Genomic DNA, 17,593 nt, shown 5'->3' with positions numbered 1-17,593 from the left:
ACTGCTTGGCTGATTAACAGGCCAGGCTTTCGTGGCTAGTTTCCTGCTTCCTTTCCGATTCAGGCAATTATCGTTCGAGGCCATCGTGGCGAATATTTATACTGGAACCGACTATCAGGCCAGCGGGTTGCGTGTGGCTATTGTCGTGTCGACTTACAATCATTCGATCACCGACAAGTTGCTTACCGGTTCGTTAGAGACGTTGGCTAGTCGTGGTATCGACGAGGCGAACATCGATATCGCCAAAGTGCCTGGCGCTTGGGAGATCCCCCTGGCGGCTGCCGTAATGGCGCGAAGCGAAAAATACGCCGCCGTGATTTGCCTGGGGTGCGTCATCCGAGGGGAAACCACCCACGATGTCCATATCAATACCCAGGTTAGCCAAACGTTGGGTAATTTGGCCATTGAGTGTGAACTACCAGTGGCTTTTGGCTTGCTGACATGCAACACCGTCGAGCAGGCGATCAGCCGAGCAGGGGGTGCCGTTGGCAATAAGGGGGTAGAAGCGGCGGAAGCTGCCCTGGAAATGATGGGACTTCTCCGAAATCTTCCTTAGGCCGAAACATGATCTTGGCTCGCTCGTTATAATTCAACAAACCGTTTGGTCCCCATAGCCCACCTGTTTGCCAAACGGCTGAAATTCGAGACGAGGCACTCTCTGGATACCCATGGCAAGACGTAGTCGAGCGCGCGAAGTAGTTCTGCAAATCCTTTATCAGGAAGACCTTAACCCCGATGCTGATCCGGGGCTGGCCGACCAATTTCTGCGCGCCCGTTTGAATCAAGATGAAAACTTGATTGCGTTCGGTCGCTATCTGTTGGTCGGAACGCGCGAGCATCGGAAGAAGATCGATCAACAGTTAGAGCGTTTTGCCGATAACTGGAGCCTCCGCCGAATGGCGGCGACTGATCGTAACTTGCTGCGGCTAGGGGGGTTCGAGATCTTGTACTCGAATACACCTGCCCGAGTGGCCATCAATGAAGCGGTCGAATTAGCCAAACGCTTTGGCGGCAAACATAGCCCTCAGTTCGTCAACGGTTTGCTCGATCGCATTCTTAAGAGCATGCACGCAGAAGGCAACGCATAAGGGCGTTGGGCTGCAAAGTTGCTAGCAGCCGTATTCCGCTGAACAAAGAAGAGGCCCGCTAGGGTGTTATATTGCGGCATCTCTATTGCGATTGCTTGTCTATTAACGGTAGATTTCTGGACTTGAAATCTGCCAATCGAGACGAGCCAGGATGCGCCTGAAATTTCAACCGGTCAAAGACTTACGAAACCACCTTCTTCAATTATGGTGGCAGCAAAGTGGCGTGGCCGTTCCTAGGCGTTCGCAGTGTACGTTGTACAGGCATCTGTCGCGAATTAATGGGGTGGCCTTAAGCAGTGTCGAACCTGCGATTCAGGTGCGTTACCCCGCCTGGTCGATGGTGGGCTTGGTTGATGATTTACCAGCCTCGACAGAGGAAGGCGAGTCGTGGCAAGGTGAAATGGTGGTCGACTATCCGGAAAGGATCGTCACCAGAGTTTCTGGCGGAAGTCTATTTTGTCGCCAGGGATTTGTTCTGACAGAGAATCAGCAGGAAATCCTCGACCTGAACGGAGATGGGTTTCAGCAGGTTTTTCCCTTCGCCGGCAAAGAGGTCTTCGTCCCGCGTCCGCAACGTGTTCCAGGCCGCTTGCTGGTGCTGACCAACAGCTGTGCCCAGCGAAATTACTATCACTGGACGCTCGAAATCATGTCGCAATTGCGGCTGTTGAAAGAGGCGGGAATCGAGTTCGATTGGGTCGCGGCCCCCGATCGCAGACCATTTGTGGTGCCATCGTTAGAACTGCTGGGCATCAAGCCAGCGCAAATGATCAGGATGGGGCGTTACACGCATTTACAGGCCGACGAGCTCGTTATGCTCGGGCGAGACGGAGGTTACCCGCATCCTCGTGGTATTACGTACCTACGCGATACGATGCGAGATCAGCCGTGGAGCAAGTTTGAGAGCAGCAAGCGGCTGCGGCTCTACATCCCTCGCTCGTCCTGTGTTTCTCGTCGTATTGTTGAAGAAGAGAAGCTCGTTGAGGCTTTATCGGTATTCGGTTTCCAAAGTGTGCGGCTGGAAAGTCTTTCCGTTCAGCAGCAAATCGAACTCTTTCAGCAAGCCGAAATGGTGGTCGCCCCGCATGGGGCCGGGCTGACCAATTTGGCCTATTGTCGGCCTGGTACGGCGGTCCTCGAGGTTTCACCCACTTCACGCCCCTGCCGCTACTTTCATGGTTTATCGCACATCAATCAGCTCCGTTTTCGAGTCTATTTCGGGCGTTCGGTCCGGCGGTTGGGCCAAGTGGGGACGGAAGCCGATATCGAGATCCAGCGAGAGGCATTACTGCACGAAGTTCAAGATCTGCTAGCGCATGTCGAGCAGCCGCTGGCTTGTACCGTGTAAGCGGAGTGTGAGTCTGCCAAATGTTCTTCTTGGTCGCCTCGCAGACAAAATCAGGCGAATCGGGTACGATTTCTAAGTAACCCCCCGATGTTTCATGTTCTCAACCATGGTTTAGGAAGCGGTTCTCAGAGATGGGCATTTTCGGTTTCGGTAAGAAAAAAGAAGAAGCAGATTCCACCTCGCAGGAAGCTACCCCAGCCAAGGAACCAGGCTTTTTCGGTCGGTTGGGCATGGGCCTCGAGAAAACCCGCCGGTTGCTCAATACCGATATCCGCGATCTCTTCAAAGCGGAAGGTCGCTTGGTTGATGAAGAGTTGCTGGACGAGATCTTCGCAATTCTCATCCGAACCGACATGGGGGCTGGCCCTGCCAACCAAATCAAACAGCGCATCCAACGCGATTTCCGTGGGCGTGTCGTCCATACCGAAGACATCCTGAAGAACATTCAGGACGAACTTTCGAGCCTGATGCAGCAAGATCAGGAACCGATCAAAATGGCCGCAGAAGGCCCCACGGTGATCTTGGTAGTGGGGGTGAATGGGGCCGGTAAGACCACATCGATCGCCAAGCTAACGCGATGGTTCATCGATCAGGGGAACAGCGTGGTTCTCGGCGCCGGCGATACCTTCCGCGCGGCGGCGACCGAACAGCTTACCATCTGGGCCGAACGGCTGGGGGCGACCATCGTTAAAGGCGAAGCTGGCAGCGATCCGGCCAGCGTTGCCTTTCGTGCGGTTGACGAAGGGCTGAAGTCGAACGCCGACGTTGTCATCATTGATACCGCCGGTCGCCTGCAAACGCAAAAGAACCTGATGACCGAGTTGGACAAGATGCGCCGCGTGCTCGGTAAGAAGATCGAAGCCGCCCCGCACGAGGTGCTGCTGGTACTTGATGCCACAGCCGGCCAAAACGGCATCAGTCAGGCCAAGGGGTTCTCGGAAGCGGCCCAGTGTACTGGTATCGTGCTGACTAAGCTCGATGGAACGGCCAAAGGGGGCGTGGTGATTCCGATTCGCAAAGAATTCGAGCTGCCGGTTAAGTTCATTGGCGTCGGCGAAAAGCCAGAAGACCTGACCCGGTTCGATCCCCAGGCATTTTGCGACGCGATGTTCGCGGAATCGTAAGCTTCGCCCCAGCTTCAATTCTCTTGTGGTTGGTACTTTTATGCAGCGACTAGGCTTCCTGGTCGCTAGCATGCTCTTCCGGTCCTAATTTGACCATGGTGCCGGTTCTGCAGGATTTTCTTTTAATTCCGACTTCATCCCAGGCCGATGCTAAGGGTGCGGCATGTCTTCGTGCCCGTGGGATGCGTGGGAGATTGGCCACGGCTTCCAATAAAAACCACTGAAGTTTTAGGGGGATCATCGATGTTTCGACACATCGTGTTTGGTCTGGTCATTGCCGCAATGATGTCGGTTTCGGTTTCCAACGTAGAAGCCGGTGACCAGGCATTTAGTCGTGTTTGGGGCGGAACCTACGGCAGCTACGACTGGGAACGGTTCTATCACTATCCGTACGTGTACTATCCCCAGAATTTCCAGGGGCCAGAGTACTACCGCAGTCGCGATAGCCTGTACTATCGCTACCCGGCTGAAATGCGAGTTCCAGTTTACAACAAGCAGTGGCAGAACCCGTACCCGAACGGACGTTTGTACCACTCGGGTCACCACTTCCTGCTAGACGTGTTTTAATCGCGCCGTGGCAGTGCAACCGAATAGTTGACCTCGGAAGCGAGAATCCTTCATCAGGTTCTCGCTTTTTGGCTTTCTTGAAGCCTGCTTTTTCAGATTGGAATTAAGCCGGTACCATGCCGTTCTCTTTGTTGTTATGCGAAGCAGAGAAGAGCATGCTCACGAAGACGTGAGGCATGGCACCCATGCGGCGTGGTACCCATGCGATATGGCGCCGAGGCCATTTGTGGCGGTGGCTGTATTGGTTATGAGTAGCTGCGGCAAACGGCTTCTAGAATGTCGGTGGCTTGGTAAAGTTGTTCGACTTCGATGAATTCGTCTTTGGTGTGCGCTTGCAGCAACGAGCCAGGACCGTAAACGACCGAAGGGACACCAATCGCATAGAACGCTGGCGAGTCGGTCCCATAGGCGACTTGGTGGTGCTGGCTGGTCACGCCGAAGGTGCTTGCGACGTCGGTAATGCGTTGGGCTAAAGCTTGGTTCGCATCGCTTAGCGGCAAGCCGGGGGAACTCATGTAAGGTGGGTCGTGGATTACTTTCGCGGGATCGTCCACCCGGGCAGCAATGAAGTCGATCACTTCTTGGCGGATGGCCTCTTGTGATTCCCCAGGCAGCACGCGGCGATCGATTTCAATCGTGCAGCCATCGGGCACGGTATTCACGCTGACGCCCCCTTGGATCGTACCAACGCTGATCGAGGCTTTACCCAAGGCCCCAACTTCCGCTTGTTGGTTCAGCACCGTCTGTTCGTATTCGCGAATTGCAGCCAGGACGGTTCCCATGCGGTAGATGGCGTTATCGCCTACCGCCGGTCGGCTGCTATGGGCGGCCTGTCCCTGGGTGTGACAGCGCCAGCGGATGACCCCTTTGTGCGAAACGACAACGTGCATTTCGGTCGGTTCTGCTACAAAGACGGCATCTGGCAGCCCGCTTACCAGCTTCGACTGGCCACTTGCCCACTGCTGGGCTAAGTGCCGTGCGCCGGTGAAGCCGCATTCTTCGTTCACAGTACAAGCAACCAAGATGGTCGGTTGGTTCTCGCTGGGGTTTTCTTGCAAGCGCGAAAGGACCGTCAGGGCCATCGCCATGCCCCCTTTGATGTCGCATGCCCCGCGACCGTAGATACGATTGCCAACTTGCTTGCCACCGAACGGCTCAACGGTCATGCCGTCGATCGGGACGGTATCTTGATGCGCTTCCAGCACGATTGTCTTATCTGACGTACCAGGCAGGCAGCCAACAATGTTGTCGCGTCCTGGGGCGACCTCCGAGCGTTCGTACGCGAGGCCAAGTTCCCGAAAGAACGCTTCCAGAAAGTCGGTTACGCGGTGCTCGAGCTGAATTTCAGGCTGATCGACCGCGTGTCCCATAGGGTTGACGCTGGGAATCTGGACCAAGCGTTGCGTCAGTTCCACCACATCCATCGGCATAAAGTGCATCCTAGGGAAGGAAATCGAGGGCTCGTTCGCCCCATCCGGCTAATTACAAGGAGGAAAGTATCCTTCCATTGTTCGCGCTGAGGCGATTTCTCACAAGCGCCCCGCGACCGGGGTGGGCATAGTTTATAATGCGAAGTTTGCCGGAATGCGTCCCGGCGACGTTAAAATCACTTGCTTGAAGTCGCGCCGTGCCTTCTCCTCCTCGCAAACCGACTACGTTTTTGCTGCAAGCATTCGATCTTTCGGCTTGGCCAATTGTTTTGTTTGGCGAAGGAAACTTGGTTCGATATTTGAACGCCGCTGCTGAAAAAACGCTGGGAATCTCTCGTGACGAACTGCTCGAACAAACCGCCAAGTATCATGGCCTGGGGCAGTTGCCTCGCCCCTTGCAGCTGGTGGCCGACCTTTGTCCCGCGTCGAATGTCTGGCTAGGTGAGGTCGGCACGCGCGAGGTAACGTTAGCAGTTGCCGGAGAAGATGCCGAGTTGGCCACCTGGCGAGCTGTCTTCGTTCCTTTGGCCGACAGCCAAGATACCGACGAAGTGTCTCTGGTACGCAATGTGGTGGTCATGCTGGGGCCACCTGATCGCTTTCCGCACGCAGGCCCATTGCAACCTCAGGAAGAAATTCATGCCGCTTTGCAAGCGTTGCGGCACGAGTATCGGGGTAAGTATTCGGTCAGCCACTTGGTTGGCATTAGCACGGCGATGATTCGTGTACGGCGCCTGGTCGACTTGGCCTCGCAATCGCGTGTGCCGGTGTTAGTGATCGGCCAGCCAGGCACTGGCAAAGAGAAAGTCGCTCGGACCATTTGTTACTCCTCGCATCACGGCCAAGTCGGGCCCGTGATTACGATTCAAGGGGAACTGATGGACGCCGAGATTATGCAAACGACCATTCGCGCATTTGCCCGCCGTTGCCTTGACGACGACGAAGCGAATCGCGCGTCGTTGATATTGTTAAATGCCGAGAAGTTAGATCTGGGAGCCCAAAGCGAGCTGTTGCATTTGTTGGATTTAATCGACGTTGATTTGCGAATTCTTTCGACGGCGGAAGAGTCGCTGTTAACGCTGGCTCGGCGCGGTCAGTTTCGGGAAGACTTGGCCTTTCGGCTTTCGACGTTAGAAATCACTTTGCCCCCCCTGTGTGATCGCCCAGAGGACATTCCGTATCTCGCTCAGGCCGTATTGGAAGAATTGAACATCACTTCTGATCGCCAATTGCAATCCATTTCAGCGGATGCCATCGATCGGCTGCAGCAGCAAGAGTGGCCTGGAAATATTGATGAACTGAACGAAATGTTGATCGCCGCGCACGAAGTGGCAACGGGGTTTACGTTAAACGTGACCGACTTCCCGGTGGCCGTTTCGCACGCCCCACGCAAAGTGACCGAGGCCAAGCCAGCGGAGTCAGTCGACCTAGATGCCGCCTTAGAGGCGTACGAGCGGCAGATCATCGAGCGTACGCTGAAAGCTGCCAAGGGAAACAAGACGCAAGCGGCCAACATGCTGAGTATCTCCCGCGCTCGGTTGCATCGGCGGATCGAACAGTGGGGGCTAGAATAGGTCTGGCACGGGGTTGGGCGTGGTTGTCACTTTTGATCTCTCTTTTTACGATGAACAGTGGTTGTCATGGATCGGTCGGCTCGGTGTATCCTTTACGAAACTCACCCTTATTGGGCACCACGCCTCCGGGCGGTCGCGCCGATGTCTGCTGGCTTCATAGAAGCCCGTATCGCTTCGGAAGTCGATAAGCTGCTGGCGGAAGAGAGCGATCGCCTGCTTCTGATTGCCTTGCGTCAGGCGATGTCGGCCTCGCAGTGTGCGGCTAGGTTGCGGCAAGCTGCCCAGGCTCATGTGCGTTGGCCCAATTGCCAGGTCTTGCTTCTGCTGGACGAAGAGATGGAAGCATGGCATCACGCAAGTTTTGAAATGGGAAGTGGCTTGGTCTTCATCGGAAGCCAAGCGGTGCCCAGGCTTGCCAAGACGATCGATCGACTCTTGAAGGCATTTCCTTCAAGTGAAGAAACAACGGAAGTGCAGGACCCCTTGGATTGGCTTCCGTGGTAACTGCCCCCACATTCAAGTTCATTCAGCGCGGCGAAGTTTGATTCCTTCGTCGATCGCTTTTCCCTCAGGAGAGTTCTCCATGGCTGACGTGCAACAAGTAATCAAAGCTTTGGAAGGTATCAAAGACCCACTTAGTGGGCGTTCGATTACCACGACCGATCAAGTGAAAGAGATCGACCTGCAAGAGACGAAGCTTTCATTTATCTTGGAATTAACTTCTCACAGTGCCCCGTTGTGGCAAGAGACCAAGCAAAGCGTAGAAGACGCCGTGCGAAAGGCGATTCCAGAGCTAACCGAGGTGCAAATAGAACTGAAAGTGCATCAGCGGAAGGTGGAACCGATCGGGCAGATTGGTCTGAAGGCTCGCAGCGTAATCGCTGTCGGTTCTGGCAAAGGGGGCGTGGGTAAAAGCACGGTCGCTTCTTGCTTGGCGTATGCGTTGAAAAAAGCTGGGGCGAAAGTTGGCTTGATGGACGCCGACGTCTATGGCCCGAGTGTTCCTCATCTGTTGGGGGTTAGTGGTCGACCAGAGGTGATCGATAAGAAGATTCAGCCGCGCGAAGTCGACGGCATGAAGGTGATTTCGATTGGCCTGTTGGTGGAACCGGACGAAGCCGTGATCTGGCGTGGCCCCATGCTGCATGGCGCGATTACGCAGTTCCTTCGCGATACCAACTGGGGTGAACTCGACTACTTGATTATCGATATGCCACCTGGGACCGGAGATATTGCCTTAACGCTAAGTCAATTGTTGCCTTTGACAGGGAGTGTGGTTGTTTGCACACCACAAGAAGTCGCGCTGTTGGATGCGATCAAAGCGATCTCGATGTTCCGCAAGGTGAAGATCCCGGTGTTGGGGTTGGTCGAGAACATGAGTGGCTTCGTTTGCCCTGATACCGGCAAAGAATGGGATATTTTCGGCCGGGGTGGCGCTAAGAAGAAGGCCGAAGAACTGGGCGTGCCTTTCTTAGGGGACGTTCCCATCACGATCTCGATTCGCGAGGATGGTGATGCGGGTAACACGGCTCACGTTTTAGAGAACGAGGTTACTGCTCCACGCTTCGAACAGATTGCTTACAGCCTGGTGAAGCAGTTAGCCGAATCGGCCGCTGAGAAGCCACCGATGCCGAGCCTCACGGTACTGTAAGTGTTTGACTTGTAGTAACTTAAGTCAGCATTGCAAACGATCAAACAAGAAAAAGTTAGAGCCGTTTTTCGCTAAGAAAAACGGCTCTGTCTCGTTGTGATCTTGCTGAGGGAAAAGATGCGCGGCTAGCCGTGCTTCTTTTCGGTGCTTACCGCAGGCTAGGTCTTAGGACTTTTTCTTTGCGGTCTTCTTGGCCGACTTCTTCGCAGCCTTTTTGACGGTTGTCGACTTGGTGGCGGTCTTCTTCACAGCCGCCTTCTTGGTGGTCTTCTTCGCTACCTTTTTAGGAGCAGCTTTTTTGACGGCTGCCTTCTTCGCAGCCTTCTTCTTTGGGGCAGCCTTCTTGACGGCCTTCTTCACGGCAGCCTTCTTCGGTGCGGCTTTCTTGGCGGCAGCCTTCTTTGGCGCGGCCTTCTTGGTGGCAGCCTTTTTGGTTGCTGCTTTCTTAGGTGCCGCCTTCTTCACGGTTTTCTTCTTTGTGGCCACTATTACGTCCTCCGTAAGATCACGTCGCGTTGCACTTCAAATTGAAATGAATCGAACCGATCGAGTCACTTCTTCATTCCGTTGCGTTAGCGACAAACTTGAAAATCTAGCCGGGCGCCCGATGGGCAGTGCAGCTTCCTATGCAGCCCGGTGCCTTTCATAAGGCCATTCACAAAAGAAGCTGAGGTAAGTTGTACGTATATTCGTTTTTTTTGCAACACGTTTTCCACATGTCGCGACACACAACTGCAAACTTCTTTGAGAAAAAATCGGGATCGCGTAGAAAGGCGAACCGCATGTTAGAAGCGCGCGATCAACATCGCGCGCTTCATGATCATCAATAGAGCGCGACCGTAAGATGTTCGCCACGATGAATCGAAGGTTGTGTTTGCGTTTGTTGAAAGCCAAACAGCGTGCGCGATGCGGGACGCGTTCTCCAATGCTTCATCGAGTGAAAGAAGCTCGAATGCACACGAGAATAATCAAACGTCGCATGCCCCAGCGTGCTAAGGATCGTGTGCCAAACTTCAGGGCGTTTGGCTTGCTTCCAATGAATAGGATCGAAGCCATACCACTCGGGTTTTTGCGGGATAAACGTGATGTCGTCGTCGTTGGCAAGCTGCTGCAAACGGACGTCTAATGCTTCCGCACGCTCTTGCACGGTTTGCAATTGCAGACGTGAACGAGGGAACATCATCGTGCGAAATGCTTTGAACTTGTACGGTGCTAAACTTCGCACGCACGAAAGAGGAATGCCGGTGATGGCGATGCGTCCTTCGGTTTGCCGTAAGCGAATAATGCACTGCTCGACCCAGTCGATAATTTGATCGACCGATTGATCGTACAAGAGGTCGTTGCCAACGTCGGTGATCACACATGACGTTTCTGCTTCGTTGTTTCCTTTTTTCAAAACAGGCCAAAGTTCGGACTCTAAAATTCCGGGAAGACCACGAAAAAGAAACTTGGAAGCGACCCCGTAAGAACGCCCGCGACCAATCGCCGCGTAAACTTCGAGTGGCTTAGGCATCATGCGCGGAGCAACATTCAGCAGCACTTCCAAGCTTTTGGCGACGTTACTTGCGCCCAACACAATCAAACGATGTGGTTTCATGTCTGGTTTCGATTCGATTACCAAGGGTTTCCTCCTCCGTAGCGGCCGGCACCGGTTAAGTCTTGGTAGTTGCTGATGGCCATGAAGATGAACATGATCGCAATGAAACTATCGCGACTCTGAAATCCCCAAATTGCCATGCCGCCGGCACAGACGAGGGAAAGAATCAACGAGTTACGTAACGCTTCGTGTCGATCGAACATTTGAAAAAGTTCTCGCGCGACATGACCACCATCGAGCGGCCAAATCGGTAGCAAATTGACAATACCCCACCAAATGTTGATGAACAGCATGTCGTAGATCAAGCTGTAGAGGTAAATGTATTTCTGCGGATCCATCTTCGCCAACGGCAAGATCATTGGCAGGTTGGCACCTTCCAACCAATGGATACGGAAGCTGGCCACATTGGTGACGGTTAGCAAGCCAATCATTGCTCCAGCTAACAGGAACCCAGCGGTTGGTCCCGCTAGGCTGATCACGATCTGCGTCCACTTGTTCCGCCGCATCTGGCTGGTACCCGAATAAGCCGACGTGTAAGGATTGTGAATCGCTAGTCCTCCTAGCGAATACAACACCACACTAGGGGACCAACCGTACCAGCGAATGGCGAATGCGTGTCCCATCTCGTGTACCAAAATGGAAATGAAAACGGCTCCAACCCATAACAACACCTGCTTAGGATCTTTCGGATAGAAACCTAAGACGACGGAGACCAGCCAGAACAAGGGATGAATACGGACAGGGACACCGAACAGACGGAAGTGAAGGTCGTACGGCGTGTGAGTGGGTTCAGTCAGGAACATACTGGGCTTATGGTTCAATCACTTGAGGAAGCGTCTCCTTAACGTTCTACGCGAAAGGAGATCGCGAAATAGACAATCCGTTTTGATCTTAACGTTTTTTATCGATCGAGAAGATTGCAGACGCGCAAAAAAAGACAGGCCGCAAGAAAATTGCGACCTGTCTTAACTGCATTGCGTTCGTCAGAACAATCGTCGAGCTTAGTCTTCTAGTTCGATGATGTTGACGTTACGCCATTTGATTTGTTTGCCGACTTTCTTTTCGTCGCCACCAATCCCATGCACTTGCAGGGCAATGAAACCGCTCGAGGTCATGTCGTCCTTCAGGTCAGCCGCTGGTACACCGTTGACCCACGTCTTGATCGAATCACCACGGCATTCGATGCGGTACTTGTTCCACTCGTTTTGCTTAAATGCAGCGCGAGCGTCGTCTTTACCTTCCAGTTTGTACAACCAGCCTCGGCGACCTTCGTCGTAGATACCGCCACTCCAAGCACGCTCCGAAGGATCGATTTCAACTTGGTAGCCATGCACGCGACCGGGCGAGACAGTGATCTCTTTCCCTTCGTCGGTCTTGTAAGTCTTCTTTTCGTCGTAAACGTTGCTGCGAATCTGGATGCCAGAGTTCAACAGCGGATCGACCATGTATTCCACTTCCAGAATGAAGTTGTCGTACGGCTTTTCGGTGCAAAGAAAGCTGTTGCCAGTTTTGGGAACTGAAGTGCCCACGATCATGCCATCTTCGACGGTGTACTTCGCCGTGCCGCCATGTTGAACCCAACCGTCGAGCGTTTCACCATCGAACAGCGGAACGAACTTTTCGTCTTCTGCCGCTTGGCAAAAACCTGCGGTAAATAAAACGGCAACAAAGCAGGGAAGGGTAATCCAAGTACGTGTCATGAGGAGGTATTCCTTTGTGGGTAATCGGGGGAAGCGAGGGGGAATGCTAATGAAATTCAGAATAGTTGAGATTCTGTACAGTGTCCATCCCTGGAAAAGGTAGGGGCGATCGGCAGGAAGACACAAGGGAAATCGCGAGAAACGGAGCTGAAACCATCAATTGGGATACGGTTTTCAATGGCTGTTTCCTCATTCTCGGTGTGTTATAGTGAGCGGTCTTGCCGGAGTTTTCTATTCCCATTTCCCTCCTTGGAGACATCCCTCATGAGAATGCGTCCGTTGCCTTGTGGCATGTTTGCTGTGCTGTTTGCCTGCTTGTTTGCAGGTTCTCTGCAAGCCGAATTGAAATTGCCCAACCTGTTCACCGATCACATGGTGCTGCAGCGAGACATGCCCATCTTTATTTGGGGCCAAGCTGACAAAGGTGCTGATGTAACGGTTACCCTAGGTGATCAGAAAGTGAACGTCACCGCCAACGATGACGGTCGCTGGAAAGCGGAACTGAAATCGCTGCCTGCGGGTGGCCCGCATGAAGTGGTCGTGCGCAGTGGCGACAGCGAAAAGGTTATTTCAGATGTTTTGGTTGGCGAAGTTTGGGTTTGCAGTGGCCAGTCGAACATGCAGTGGGACGTGAACTCAGCGAACGATGCTGACATCGAAAAGCTGACCGCCAATTTTCCCAAAATGCGTTTGATCACGGTCCCTCAGGTTGGCACGCAAGAGCCGCAAGACAACTTCAACGGCAAGTGGGAGATTTGCACCCCGGAAACGGTCGGTAGTTTCTCAGCGGTTGGTTACTTTTTCGGTCGGCAGTTGGAGCAAACACTCGACGTGCCGATTGGTTTGATCGATAACTCGTGGGGTGGTTCTTCGGCGGAAGCCTGGGTGAATCGTGATTTGCTTCGCGAAAGTGGCAAGTTCAACGAATTGCTGTCCCGTTGGGAGAAGACGGAAGCTACTTACGATCACGAAAAAGCGATGGCCCAGTATCGAGACAATCTGGCTGCCTGGCAGAAAAAAGCAGACGAGGCGAAAGCCGCAGGAAAGCCTACTCCTGGTGGTCGTCCAAATCCACCACGCAACCCGCTGACCAATCAGCATCGTCCCGCAAATCTTTACAACGGGGTGTTGAATCCGATTATCGGCTACGGAATTCGGGGCGTCATTTGGTACCAAGGAGAATCGAACGCCGGACGAGCCTACCAATACCGCGATCTGTTTCCTTTGATGATCGAAAACTGGCGAAACGACTGGGGACAAGGTGACTTCCCCTTCTACTGGGTGCAATTGGCCGACTTCCGCCCAGAGAAAGACCAGCCAGCCGAAAGCGATTGGGCCGAACTCCGCGAAGCACAAACGATGACGCTCGATCGTCTACCCAAGACAGGCGAAGCGGTCATCATCGACTTGGGCGAAGCGGAAGATATTCACCCCAAGAACAAGCAGGACGTCGCCAAACGTCTCGCTCGTTTGGCATTGGCCAACGATTACGGCTACAAGATCGTTTCGCAAAGTCCACGTTACAAGTCGATGAAAGTGGATCGAGACGCGATCGTGTTAGAGTTTGATACCTTCGGCAGCCAGCTCGATTCCTTCGATACACGCGCCCTGCAAGGCTTCACGATCGCTGGGGAAGATAAGAAGTTTGTGCATGCCACGGCCAGTATCGTCGATGCCAAGCATGTTCGCGTTGCGAGTCCCGAAGTCAAACAGCCGGTCGCTGTGCGGTATGCTTGGGCTGACAACCCGGTTGCCAATTTGCAGAACGTGCAAGGAATGCCGGTAACGCCTTTCCGGACCGACGATTGGGATGGCGTGACGAAGAACAACAAGTAAGCGTCGATTTCGCTGAGAGATGAAGTCGCAAGGCCGTGTTTCCTAAGGGAAACGCGGCCTTATTTTGTTTCTAGACCGGGCTTGGCTCATTTCTGGCTGAAAGAGGATAATCCAATCGTTATGGCCTACCTTGTTAACCATCAGGAGAGAGAGTTTCATGTATCTACTTGCTCAAGCCGACGGCGATGCCCCGCAGGACGCAATTACGCGGTTATCCGAGATCTATTCCAAAGCTTCCACCTTTTTGATCGAACAAGGGCCTGTGTGGGCGACGAATTTTATCGCGGCGCTGGCGGTGCTGGTGTTGGGGTGGATCGCGGCTCGCTTTGCTCGTGGGCTGTTCGTGCGGGCGATTAAGCGAAGCCGAATCGACGATACGTTGGCCGGTTTTCTCTCGAACATCGCTTATGCCTTATTGATTGGGCTGGTGATCATTGCTTCTTTAAGCCAATTAGGAATCAACACCACTTCACTGGCGGCAGTTGTCGGGGCGGCAGGCTTGGCGATTGGCTTGGCGCTGCAAAACTCTCTCTCGAACCTGGCCGCAGGCATCATGTTGATTATGTTTCGCCCGTTCGGCACCGGCGACTTCGTGGAAGCTGGCGGTGTGACCGGTGTGGTGCAGGAAGTTCACATCTTTCATACCATCATGCGTTCGATTGATAACAAACGGATCATTGTTCCCAACGGCCAGATTACCAGTGCAGTGGTCACCAACTTCACCGGACATTTGACACGCATGGTCGAGTTGGAGATTGGTTGCGGCTACAACGACGACATCCGGTCTGTGAAACAGTATCTGATCGAAGCTTTGGAAAGCGACGAGCGGATCATGTCCGAGCCAGCGATTGAAGTTCGCGTGTTTGAACTGGGAGATAGTGCGATCAACTTCAAGGTTCGGGGATGGGTGAAAACGCCAGACTGGTGGGCAACCCGCTGCGACTTGCTAGAGCAGATCAAGCTTGGGATGGACGAACGTGGTTTTCATATTCCATTCCCACAACGGGACGTACATTTGTATCAAGAAGAGTCGAAACAGCCAGCGTAGCTAGCGTGGAGTTTTCCAGGGGTTCCTGCGTTGATTTGGATTGACGTACGATTGCTGCTCTTGGTAGTTTCTCATGCCCCATGATGTTGGCGATGAGAAGCGGCGGTTTGTTTCTCGCAGGGAGGTTGCCAGCGCGGGAGTTTGACTTCAACGTTGGAAGGATTTGAAGCGATGATGAAGAGTGTTTGGACCGCTGTTTTCTCGGTGGGAGTTTCCTCCTGCTTCGTAATGGCCGATGAACCCCTGCGCTGGACGCCTGGCCAAGCCGAAAAGGTGATCGGACTGTACGACGAGTTGATGGAATCGTCCGATTGGCAAATGGCAGAACTGATTGCCTTAGGGGCCAAGGAAAAGTTCGGCGAGGAAGTACCAGCGATTAAGCGAATGCTGGAAAAGGTCGAACAAGCCAAAGCCGACGCTAAGAAAGAGACGGTTACTAAGAAAACCGAAATGCCGCAGAAGAAGGCTGCCCTTGTCTACATGAAGGTCTACTCCGTTGAAGACTTGGTGGTACAGCGGAATGAAGAACTTTCAGCCGGGCTGAAAAAAATTGTTACCGAACTTGAGACGGCCATAGGTGAGGAAGCGATTACGAAGTCGAATTCGAGCTTGGCACCGTTTAACACAAACCTTTCCATTGTCGTGGGTGCTACCCAAGAAATTCACGACCAAATCGCCGCCCACTTGAAGCAAATGCGAGCCGCAAAACCTGCGGAGCCGGCTGTCGCCAAATAAGTATTCGCTTGCGAACGAATCCATTCCCCTAAATGGCTGCTCGACGAATTGTCAGCAGCCATTTTACTTTCGAAGGTGTGCCGCTCGATTACGACTTACTATGAGAGAACCGCTTGTTCACAAAGAAATCGCCGTGATGTTGACCAAGCGGTTCGAAATGCCATTCTTTCGTTAAGGGCTTTGTTAAAAGAAGCCCCCGCCTCCGCCGCCCCCCATATATTGACCTGGGGGTAACTGCGCAGGCGGGTTTGTTTTGGGGACCGGGTGAAGCAAATCGAGCTCGATTAACATCGAAAGAATTTGCTGCTGGACATCACGCCGTTGCCGCACAACCAGATCGCGGTAGGCAAAGCTGAGCGATGTTTCTGGTAATTGCCAACGTGATTCGCCGGTGCCGGAATAGATTAGGCGGATGAGGTTGTTGAAGCCTGCTTCGTCGAGATCGTCAGTCGGTGAACTCCAAAGCAGCGGGTAACGCACGCTGACAATCTCGGCATTGGCTTTTTCAATTTGGGTTTTAAATGCCGTGGTAGTTTCAGGCGTTTGCTGCTGGCGGAGTTGTTGGAGCAAACCGTCGATTTCGTGGTGAATCTCTGGAGTTTGTTTGATCAATACGCAATCAATCTCTTGCACAAACTGAAGGGAGCCAGGACCACCAAGAACTTCCCAACTGCTAGGCCGGATTGTCCCTTGGATGACTTGGTCGAGCTGTTGGTAGTCGGGAAGCGCTGGGATGTTTGCCATGCGGAGTGATTTCAGGTAGGCGACGTTGCTCCATTGATCTGCTTGCCAGCGTGTGCTGTCTTGAAGAAAACGCCGCTGTTGCATCGTTTCGACGTTCAAGCCATGCCACACCAAATCGCGGACCGGGTAGAGGCGGACCTCTTCGGAAAAACAATTGCTATCGAGCGTTGTGATCACAACGAGATTGTTTTGCTTGGTACACACCCAAGTAAGCTGATGGGGAGACAGGATCTCGTCGAGGATGCTAGGAATGCTCCGTTGATCTTTGCTTAGGGTGATTGGCAAGGTTGGGCTAAGGCCGACGTCGTTCAATGCTTGTTCGTCTAGCTGAAAAATGACAGAGCCAGACTTGTTTAATTGTTGAATCGCTTCACGCAAGGGCGTGTTCTTAAATTCGACTTCAAGTGTGGTCGCTGCCAGTTTTTGATTTTGTGCCGAATCACTTGAGGAGATAGGAAGTGATTGGACAGGGTAGTTCTGGTTTGGAAATTGTTTAACCTTCAGGGCCAGATCAAGAAAGGAACCGATCTCGGCATGGACTTGCTCCGTCTGGCTGACGACCAGCGAGTTACCAAACGCCCGCACAGTGCCAGGGCCTCCTAAGGCTTCCCAGGAATCTTCCCCCAGATTTTCAGTGATGATTTCCTGCCAACGTCCGACCGTCCCTGAACCATCTTGTAGCAGCGGTGCCAGGGAATAGGATCTTAAATGCAGGATCGAATCCCGCTCTTCACGTGAAGTAATCTCGATGCCGTCCCCTTTGGGCACGTAGGTCAATCCATATTTTTGTAACGCCAGATCAAGCACGCCGTTGGCGGAAAGATTCTTGGCCTGGATCGTTATCTTCGCATTCTGTGAGAGCCCTTTGTCCTGCAAGGCAAAACGATCGAGCGATATAGGAACGTTTGCCTGTTTCGATAAAGTCTCGACAAACTCATGCAGCGGCGTCCCTTTCACATCTAGCGAAATGGACTCGGCTTGCATGCGTTGGTCGATGGTTTGCCGGCGCTCAAGCTGCTGGGTGGCGTCTGCGTCCGGAGCGATTGTCATGGAACCGGCGTCAGGCAGAGCAGGCGGCTGCTCGCCCCACAGGTAGCCGCTGAAGGATAGCAGCACGATACTTGTTGCCAGAAGAACACGCATGAGAATTC

At 53.3% G+C, this 17,593-nt stretch carries 17 protein-coding genes; 12 read left to right on the top strand and 5 right to left on the bottom strand.

Annotated features, from left to right (window positions below; translation table 11 throughout):
* The first annotated feature begins 85 nt into the window (after positions 1-85).
* The 5 genes from ribH (at position 86) to DTL42_RS23100 (ending at position 4,127) form a co-directional block, all read left to right on the top strand.
* Positions 86-556 carry a 6,7-dimethyl-8-ribityllumazine synthase gene (gene ribH, locus DTL42_RS23120; protein WP_114372665.1) on the top strand — a complete coding sequence of 157 codons (471 nt, stop codon included), beginning with the start codon at positions 86-88 and terminating at the stop codon, positions 554-556.
* 112 nt (positions 557-668) lie between these two features.
* Complete coding sequence (gene nusB, locus DTL42_RS23115) at positions 669-1,088, top strand: transcription antitermination factor NusB (protein ID WP_114372663.1); 420 nt, start codon at positions 669-671, stop codon at positions 1,086-1,088.
* Positions 1,089-1,239: 151 nt separating this feature from the next.
* Positions 1,240-2,436 (top strand): glycosyltransferase family 61 protein, encoded by a 1,197-nt coding sequence (locus DTL42_RS23110; RefSeq protein ID WP_114372661.1) that lies wholly within the window; start codon positions 1,240-1,242, stop codon positions 2,434-2,436.
* Positions 2,437-2,567: 131 nt separating this feature from the next.
* Positions 2,568-3,560 carry a signal recognition particle-docking protein FtsY gene (gene ftsY / locus DTL42_RS23105; protein WP_114372659.1) on the top strand — a complete coding sequence of 331 codons (993 nt, stop codon included), beginning with the start codon at positions 2,568-2,570 and terminating at the stop codon, positions 3,558-3,560.
* 243 nt (positions 3,561-3,803) lie between these two features.
* Positions 3,804-4,127, top strand: a complete 324-nt coding sequence (locus DTL42_RS23100) for a calmodulin-binding protein (protein ID WP_114372657.1) — start codon at positions 3,804-3,806, stop codon at positions 4,125-4,127.
* Between the two features lie 245 nt (positions 4,128-4,372).
* Here DTL42_RS23100 and DTL42_RS23095 read toward each other — a convergent pair whose 3' ends face one another.
* Complete coding sequence (locus DTL42_RS23095; protein WP_158545524.1) at positions 4,373-5,557, bottom strand: M20 family metallopeptidase; 1,185 nt, start codon at positions 5,555-5,557, stop codon at positions 4,373-4,375.
* Between the two features lie 197 nt (positions 5,558-5,754).
* Here DTL42_RS23095 and DTL42_RS23090 point away from each other — a divergent pair, with 197 nt between their 5' ends.
* The 4 genes from DTL42_RS23090 (at position 5,755) to DTL42_RS26450 (ending at position 9,431) form a co-directional block, all read left to right on the top strand.
* Positions 5,755-7,131 carry a sigma 54-interacting transcriptional regulator gene (locus tag DTL42_RS23090; protein ID WP_114372652.1) on the top strand — a complete coding sequence of 459 codons (1,377 nt, stop codon included), beginning with the start codon at positions 5,755-5,757 and terminating at the stop codon, positions 7,129-7,131.
* Between the two features lie 66 nt (positions 7,132-7,197).
* Positions 7,198-7,635 (top strand): hypothetical protein, encoded by a 438-nt coding sequence (locus DTL42_RS23085; RefSeq protein ID WP_114372650.1) that lies wholly within the window; start codon positions 7,198-7,200, stop codon positions 7,633-7,635.
* A 79-nt stretch (positions 7,636-7,714) separates the two neighbouring features.
* Entirely contained in the window at positions 7,715-8,782 is a 1,068-nt protein-coding gene (locus DTL42_RS23080; RefSeq protein WP_114372648.1) for an Mrp/NBP35 family ATP-binding protein, read from the top strand.
* 190 nt (positions 8,783-8,972) lie between these two features.
* Positions 8,973-9,431 carry a hypothetical protein gene (locus tag DTL42_RS26450; RefSeq protein ID WP_158545523.1) on the top strand — a complete coding sequence of 153 codons (459 nt, stop codon included), beginning with the start codon at positions 8,973-8,975 and terminating at the stop codon, positions 9,429-9,431.
* A gap of 174 nt (positions 9,432-9,605) precedes the next feature.
* Here the strand turns inward: DTL42_RS26450 and DTL42_RS23070 are convergent, their stop codons facing one another.
* From DTL42_RS23070 to DTL42_RS23060, 3 genes are all read right to left on the bottom strand, one after another.
* Positions 9,606-10,379, bottom strand: a complete 774-nt coding sequence (locus DTL42_RS23070) for a hypothetical protein (RefSeq protein ID WP_114372644.1) — start codon at positions 10,377-10,379, stop codon at positions 9,606-9,608.
* A 17-nt stretch (positions 10,380-10,396) separates the two neighbouring features.
* Complete coding sequence (locus DTL42_RS23065) at positions 10,397-11,182, bottom strand: site-2 protease family protein (protein WP_114372642.1); 786 nt, start codon at positions 11,180-11,182, stop codon at positions 10,397-10,399.
* 198 nt (positions 11,183-11,380) lie between these two features.
* Positions 11,381-12,079, bottom strand: a complete 699-nt coding sequence (locus DTL42_RS23060; protein ID WP_114372640.1) for a 3-keto-disaccharide hydrolase — start codon at positions 12,077-12,079, stop codon at positions 11,381-11,383.
* Positions 12,080-12,343: 264 nt separating this feature from the next.
* Here DTL42_RS23060 and DTL42_RS23055 point away from each other — a divergent pair, with 264 nt between their 5' ends.
* From DTL42_RS23055 to DTL42_RS23045, 3 genes are all read left to right on the top strand, one after another.
* Entirely contained in the window at positions 12,344-13,915 is a 1,572-nt protein-coding gene (locus tag DTL42_RS23055) for a sialate O-acetylesterase (protein ID WP_234824327.1), read from the top strand.
* 157 nt (positions 13,916-14,072) lie between these two features.
* A complete protein-coding gene (locus DTL42_RS23050) occupies positions 14,073-14,963 on the top strand; it encodes a mechanosensitive ion channel family protein (protein WP_114372638.1) in 891 nt (296 codons plus the stop codon).
* A gap of 171 nt (positions 14,964-15,134) precedes the next feature.
* Complete coding sequence (locus DTL42_RS23045) at positions 15,135-15,698, top strand: hypothetical protein (RefSeq protein ID WP_114372636.1); 564 nt, start codon at positions 15,135-15,137, stop codon at positions 15,696-15,698.
* A 183-nt stretch (positions 15,699-15,881) separates the two neighbouring features.
* Here DTL42_RS23045 and DTL42_RS23040 read toward each other — a convergent pair whose 3' ends face one another.
* The gene (locus DTL42_RS23040) at positions 15,882-17,585 is read right to left on the bottom strand and encodes an STN domain-containing protein (protein WP_114372634.1); all 1,704 of its coding nucleotides are present in this window, start codon (positions 17,583-17,585) and stop codon (positions 15,882-15,884) included.
* Positions 17,586-17,593: the final 8 nt, after the last annotated feature.

This window comes from Bremerella cremea, from assembly GCF_003335505.1.
Lineage (GTDB): Bacteria > Planctomycetota > Planctomycetia > Pirellulales > Pirellulaceae > Bremerella > Bremerella cremea_A.
Note: the sequence above shows the minus strand (reverse complement) of the source record. Positions and strands in the feature narration are given on the sequence as shown.

Excerpts from the sequence above, each read along its gene's own strand:
- DTL42_RS23070 (WP_114372644.1), bottom strand. The coding sequence starts at position 10,379 with ATGAAACCACATCGTTTGATTGTGTTGGGCGCAAGTAACGTCGCCAAA.
- DTL42_RS23110 (WP_114372661.1), top strand. The coding sequence starts at position 1,240 with ATGCGCCTGAAATTTCAACCGGTCAAAGACTTACGAAACCACCTTCTT.
- DTL42_RS23065 (WP_114372642.1), bottom strand. The coding sequence starts at position 11,182 with ATGTTCCTGACTGAACCCACTCACACGCCGTACGACCTTCACTTCCGT.
- nusB (WP_114372663.1), top strand. The coding sequence starts at position 669 with ATGGCAAGACGTAGTCGAGCGCGCGAAGTAGTTCTGCAAATCCTTTAT.
- DTL42_RS23055 (WP_234824327.1), top strand. The coding sequence starts at position 12,344 with ATGAGAATGCGTCCGTTGCCTTGTGGCATGTTTGCTGTGCTGTTTGCC.
- DTL42_RS23095 (WP_158545524.1), bottom strand. The coding sequence starts at position 5,557 with ATGCCGATGGATGTGGTGGAACTGACGCAACGCTTGGTCCAGATTCCC.
- ftsY (WP_114372659.1), top strand. The coding sequence starts at position 2,568 with ATGGGCATTTTCGGTTTCGGTAAGAAAAAAGAAGAAGCAGATTCCACC.
- DTL42_RS23085 (WP_114372650.1), top strand. The coding sequence starts at position 7,198 with ATGGATCGGTCGGCTCGGTGTATCCTTTACGAAACTCACCCTTATTGG.
- DTL42_RS23060 (WP_114372640.1), bottom strand. The coding sequence starts at position 12,079 with ATGACACGTACTTGGATTACCCTTCCCTGCTTTGTTGCCGTTTTATTT.
- DTL42_RS23100 (WP_114372657.1), top strand. The coding sequence starts at position 3,804 with ATGTTTCGACACATCGTGTTTGGTCTGGTCATTGCCGCAATGATGTCG.
- DTL42_RS23045 (WP_114372636.1), top strand. The coding sequence starts at position 15,135 with ATGATGAAGAGTGTTTGGACCGCTGTTTTCTCGGTGGGAGTTTCCTCC.
- DTL42_RS23040 (WP_114372634.1), bottom strand. The coding sequence starts at position 17,585 with ATGCGTGTTCTTCTGGCAACAAGTATCGTGCTGCTATCCTTCAGCGGC.
- DTL42_RS23080 (WP_114372648.1), top strand. The coding sequence starts at position 7,715 with ATGGCTGACGTGCAACAAGTAATCAAAGCTTTGGAAGGTATCAAAGAC.
- DTL42_RS23050 (WP_114372638.1), top strand. The coding sequence starts at position 14,073 with ATGTATCTACTTGCTCAAGCCGACGGCGATGCCCCGCAGGACGCAATT.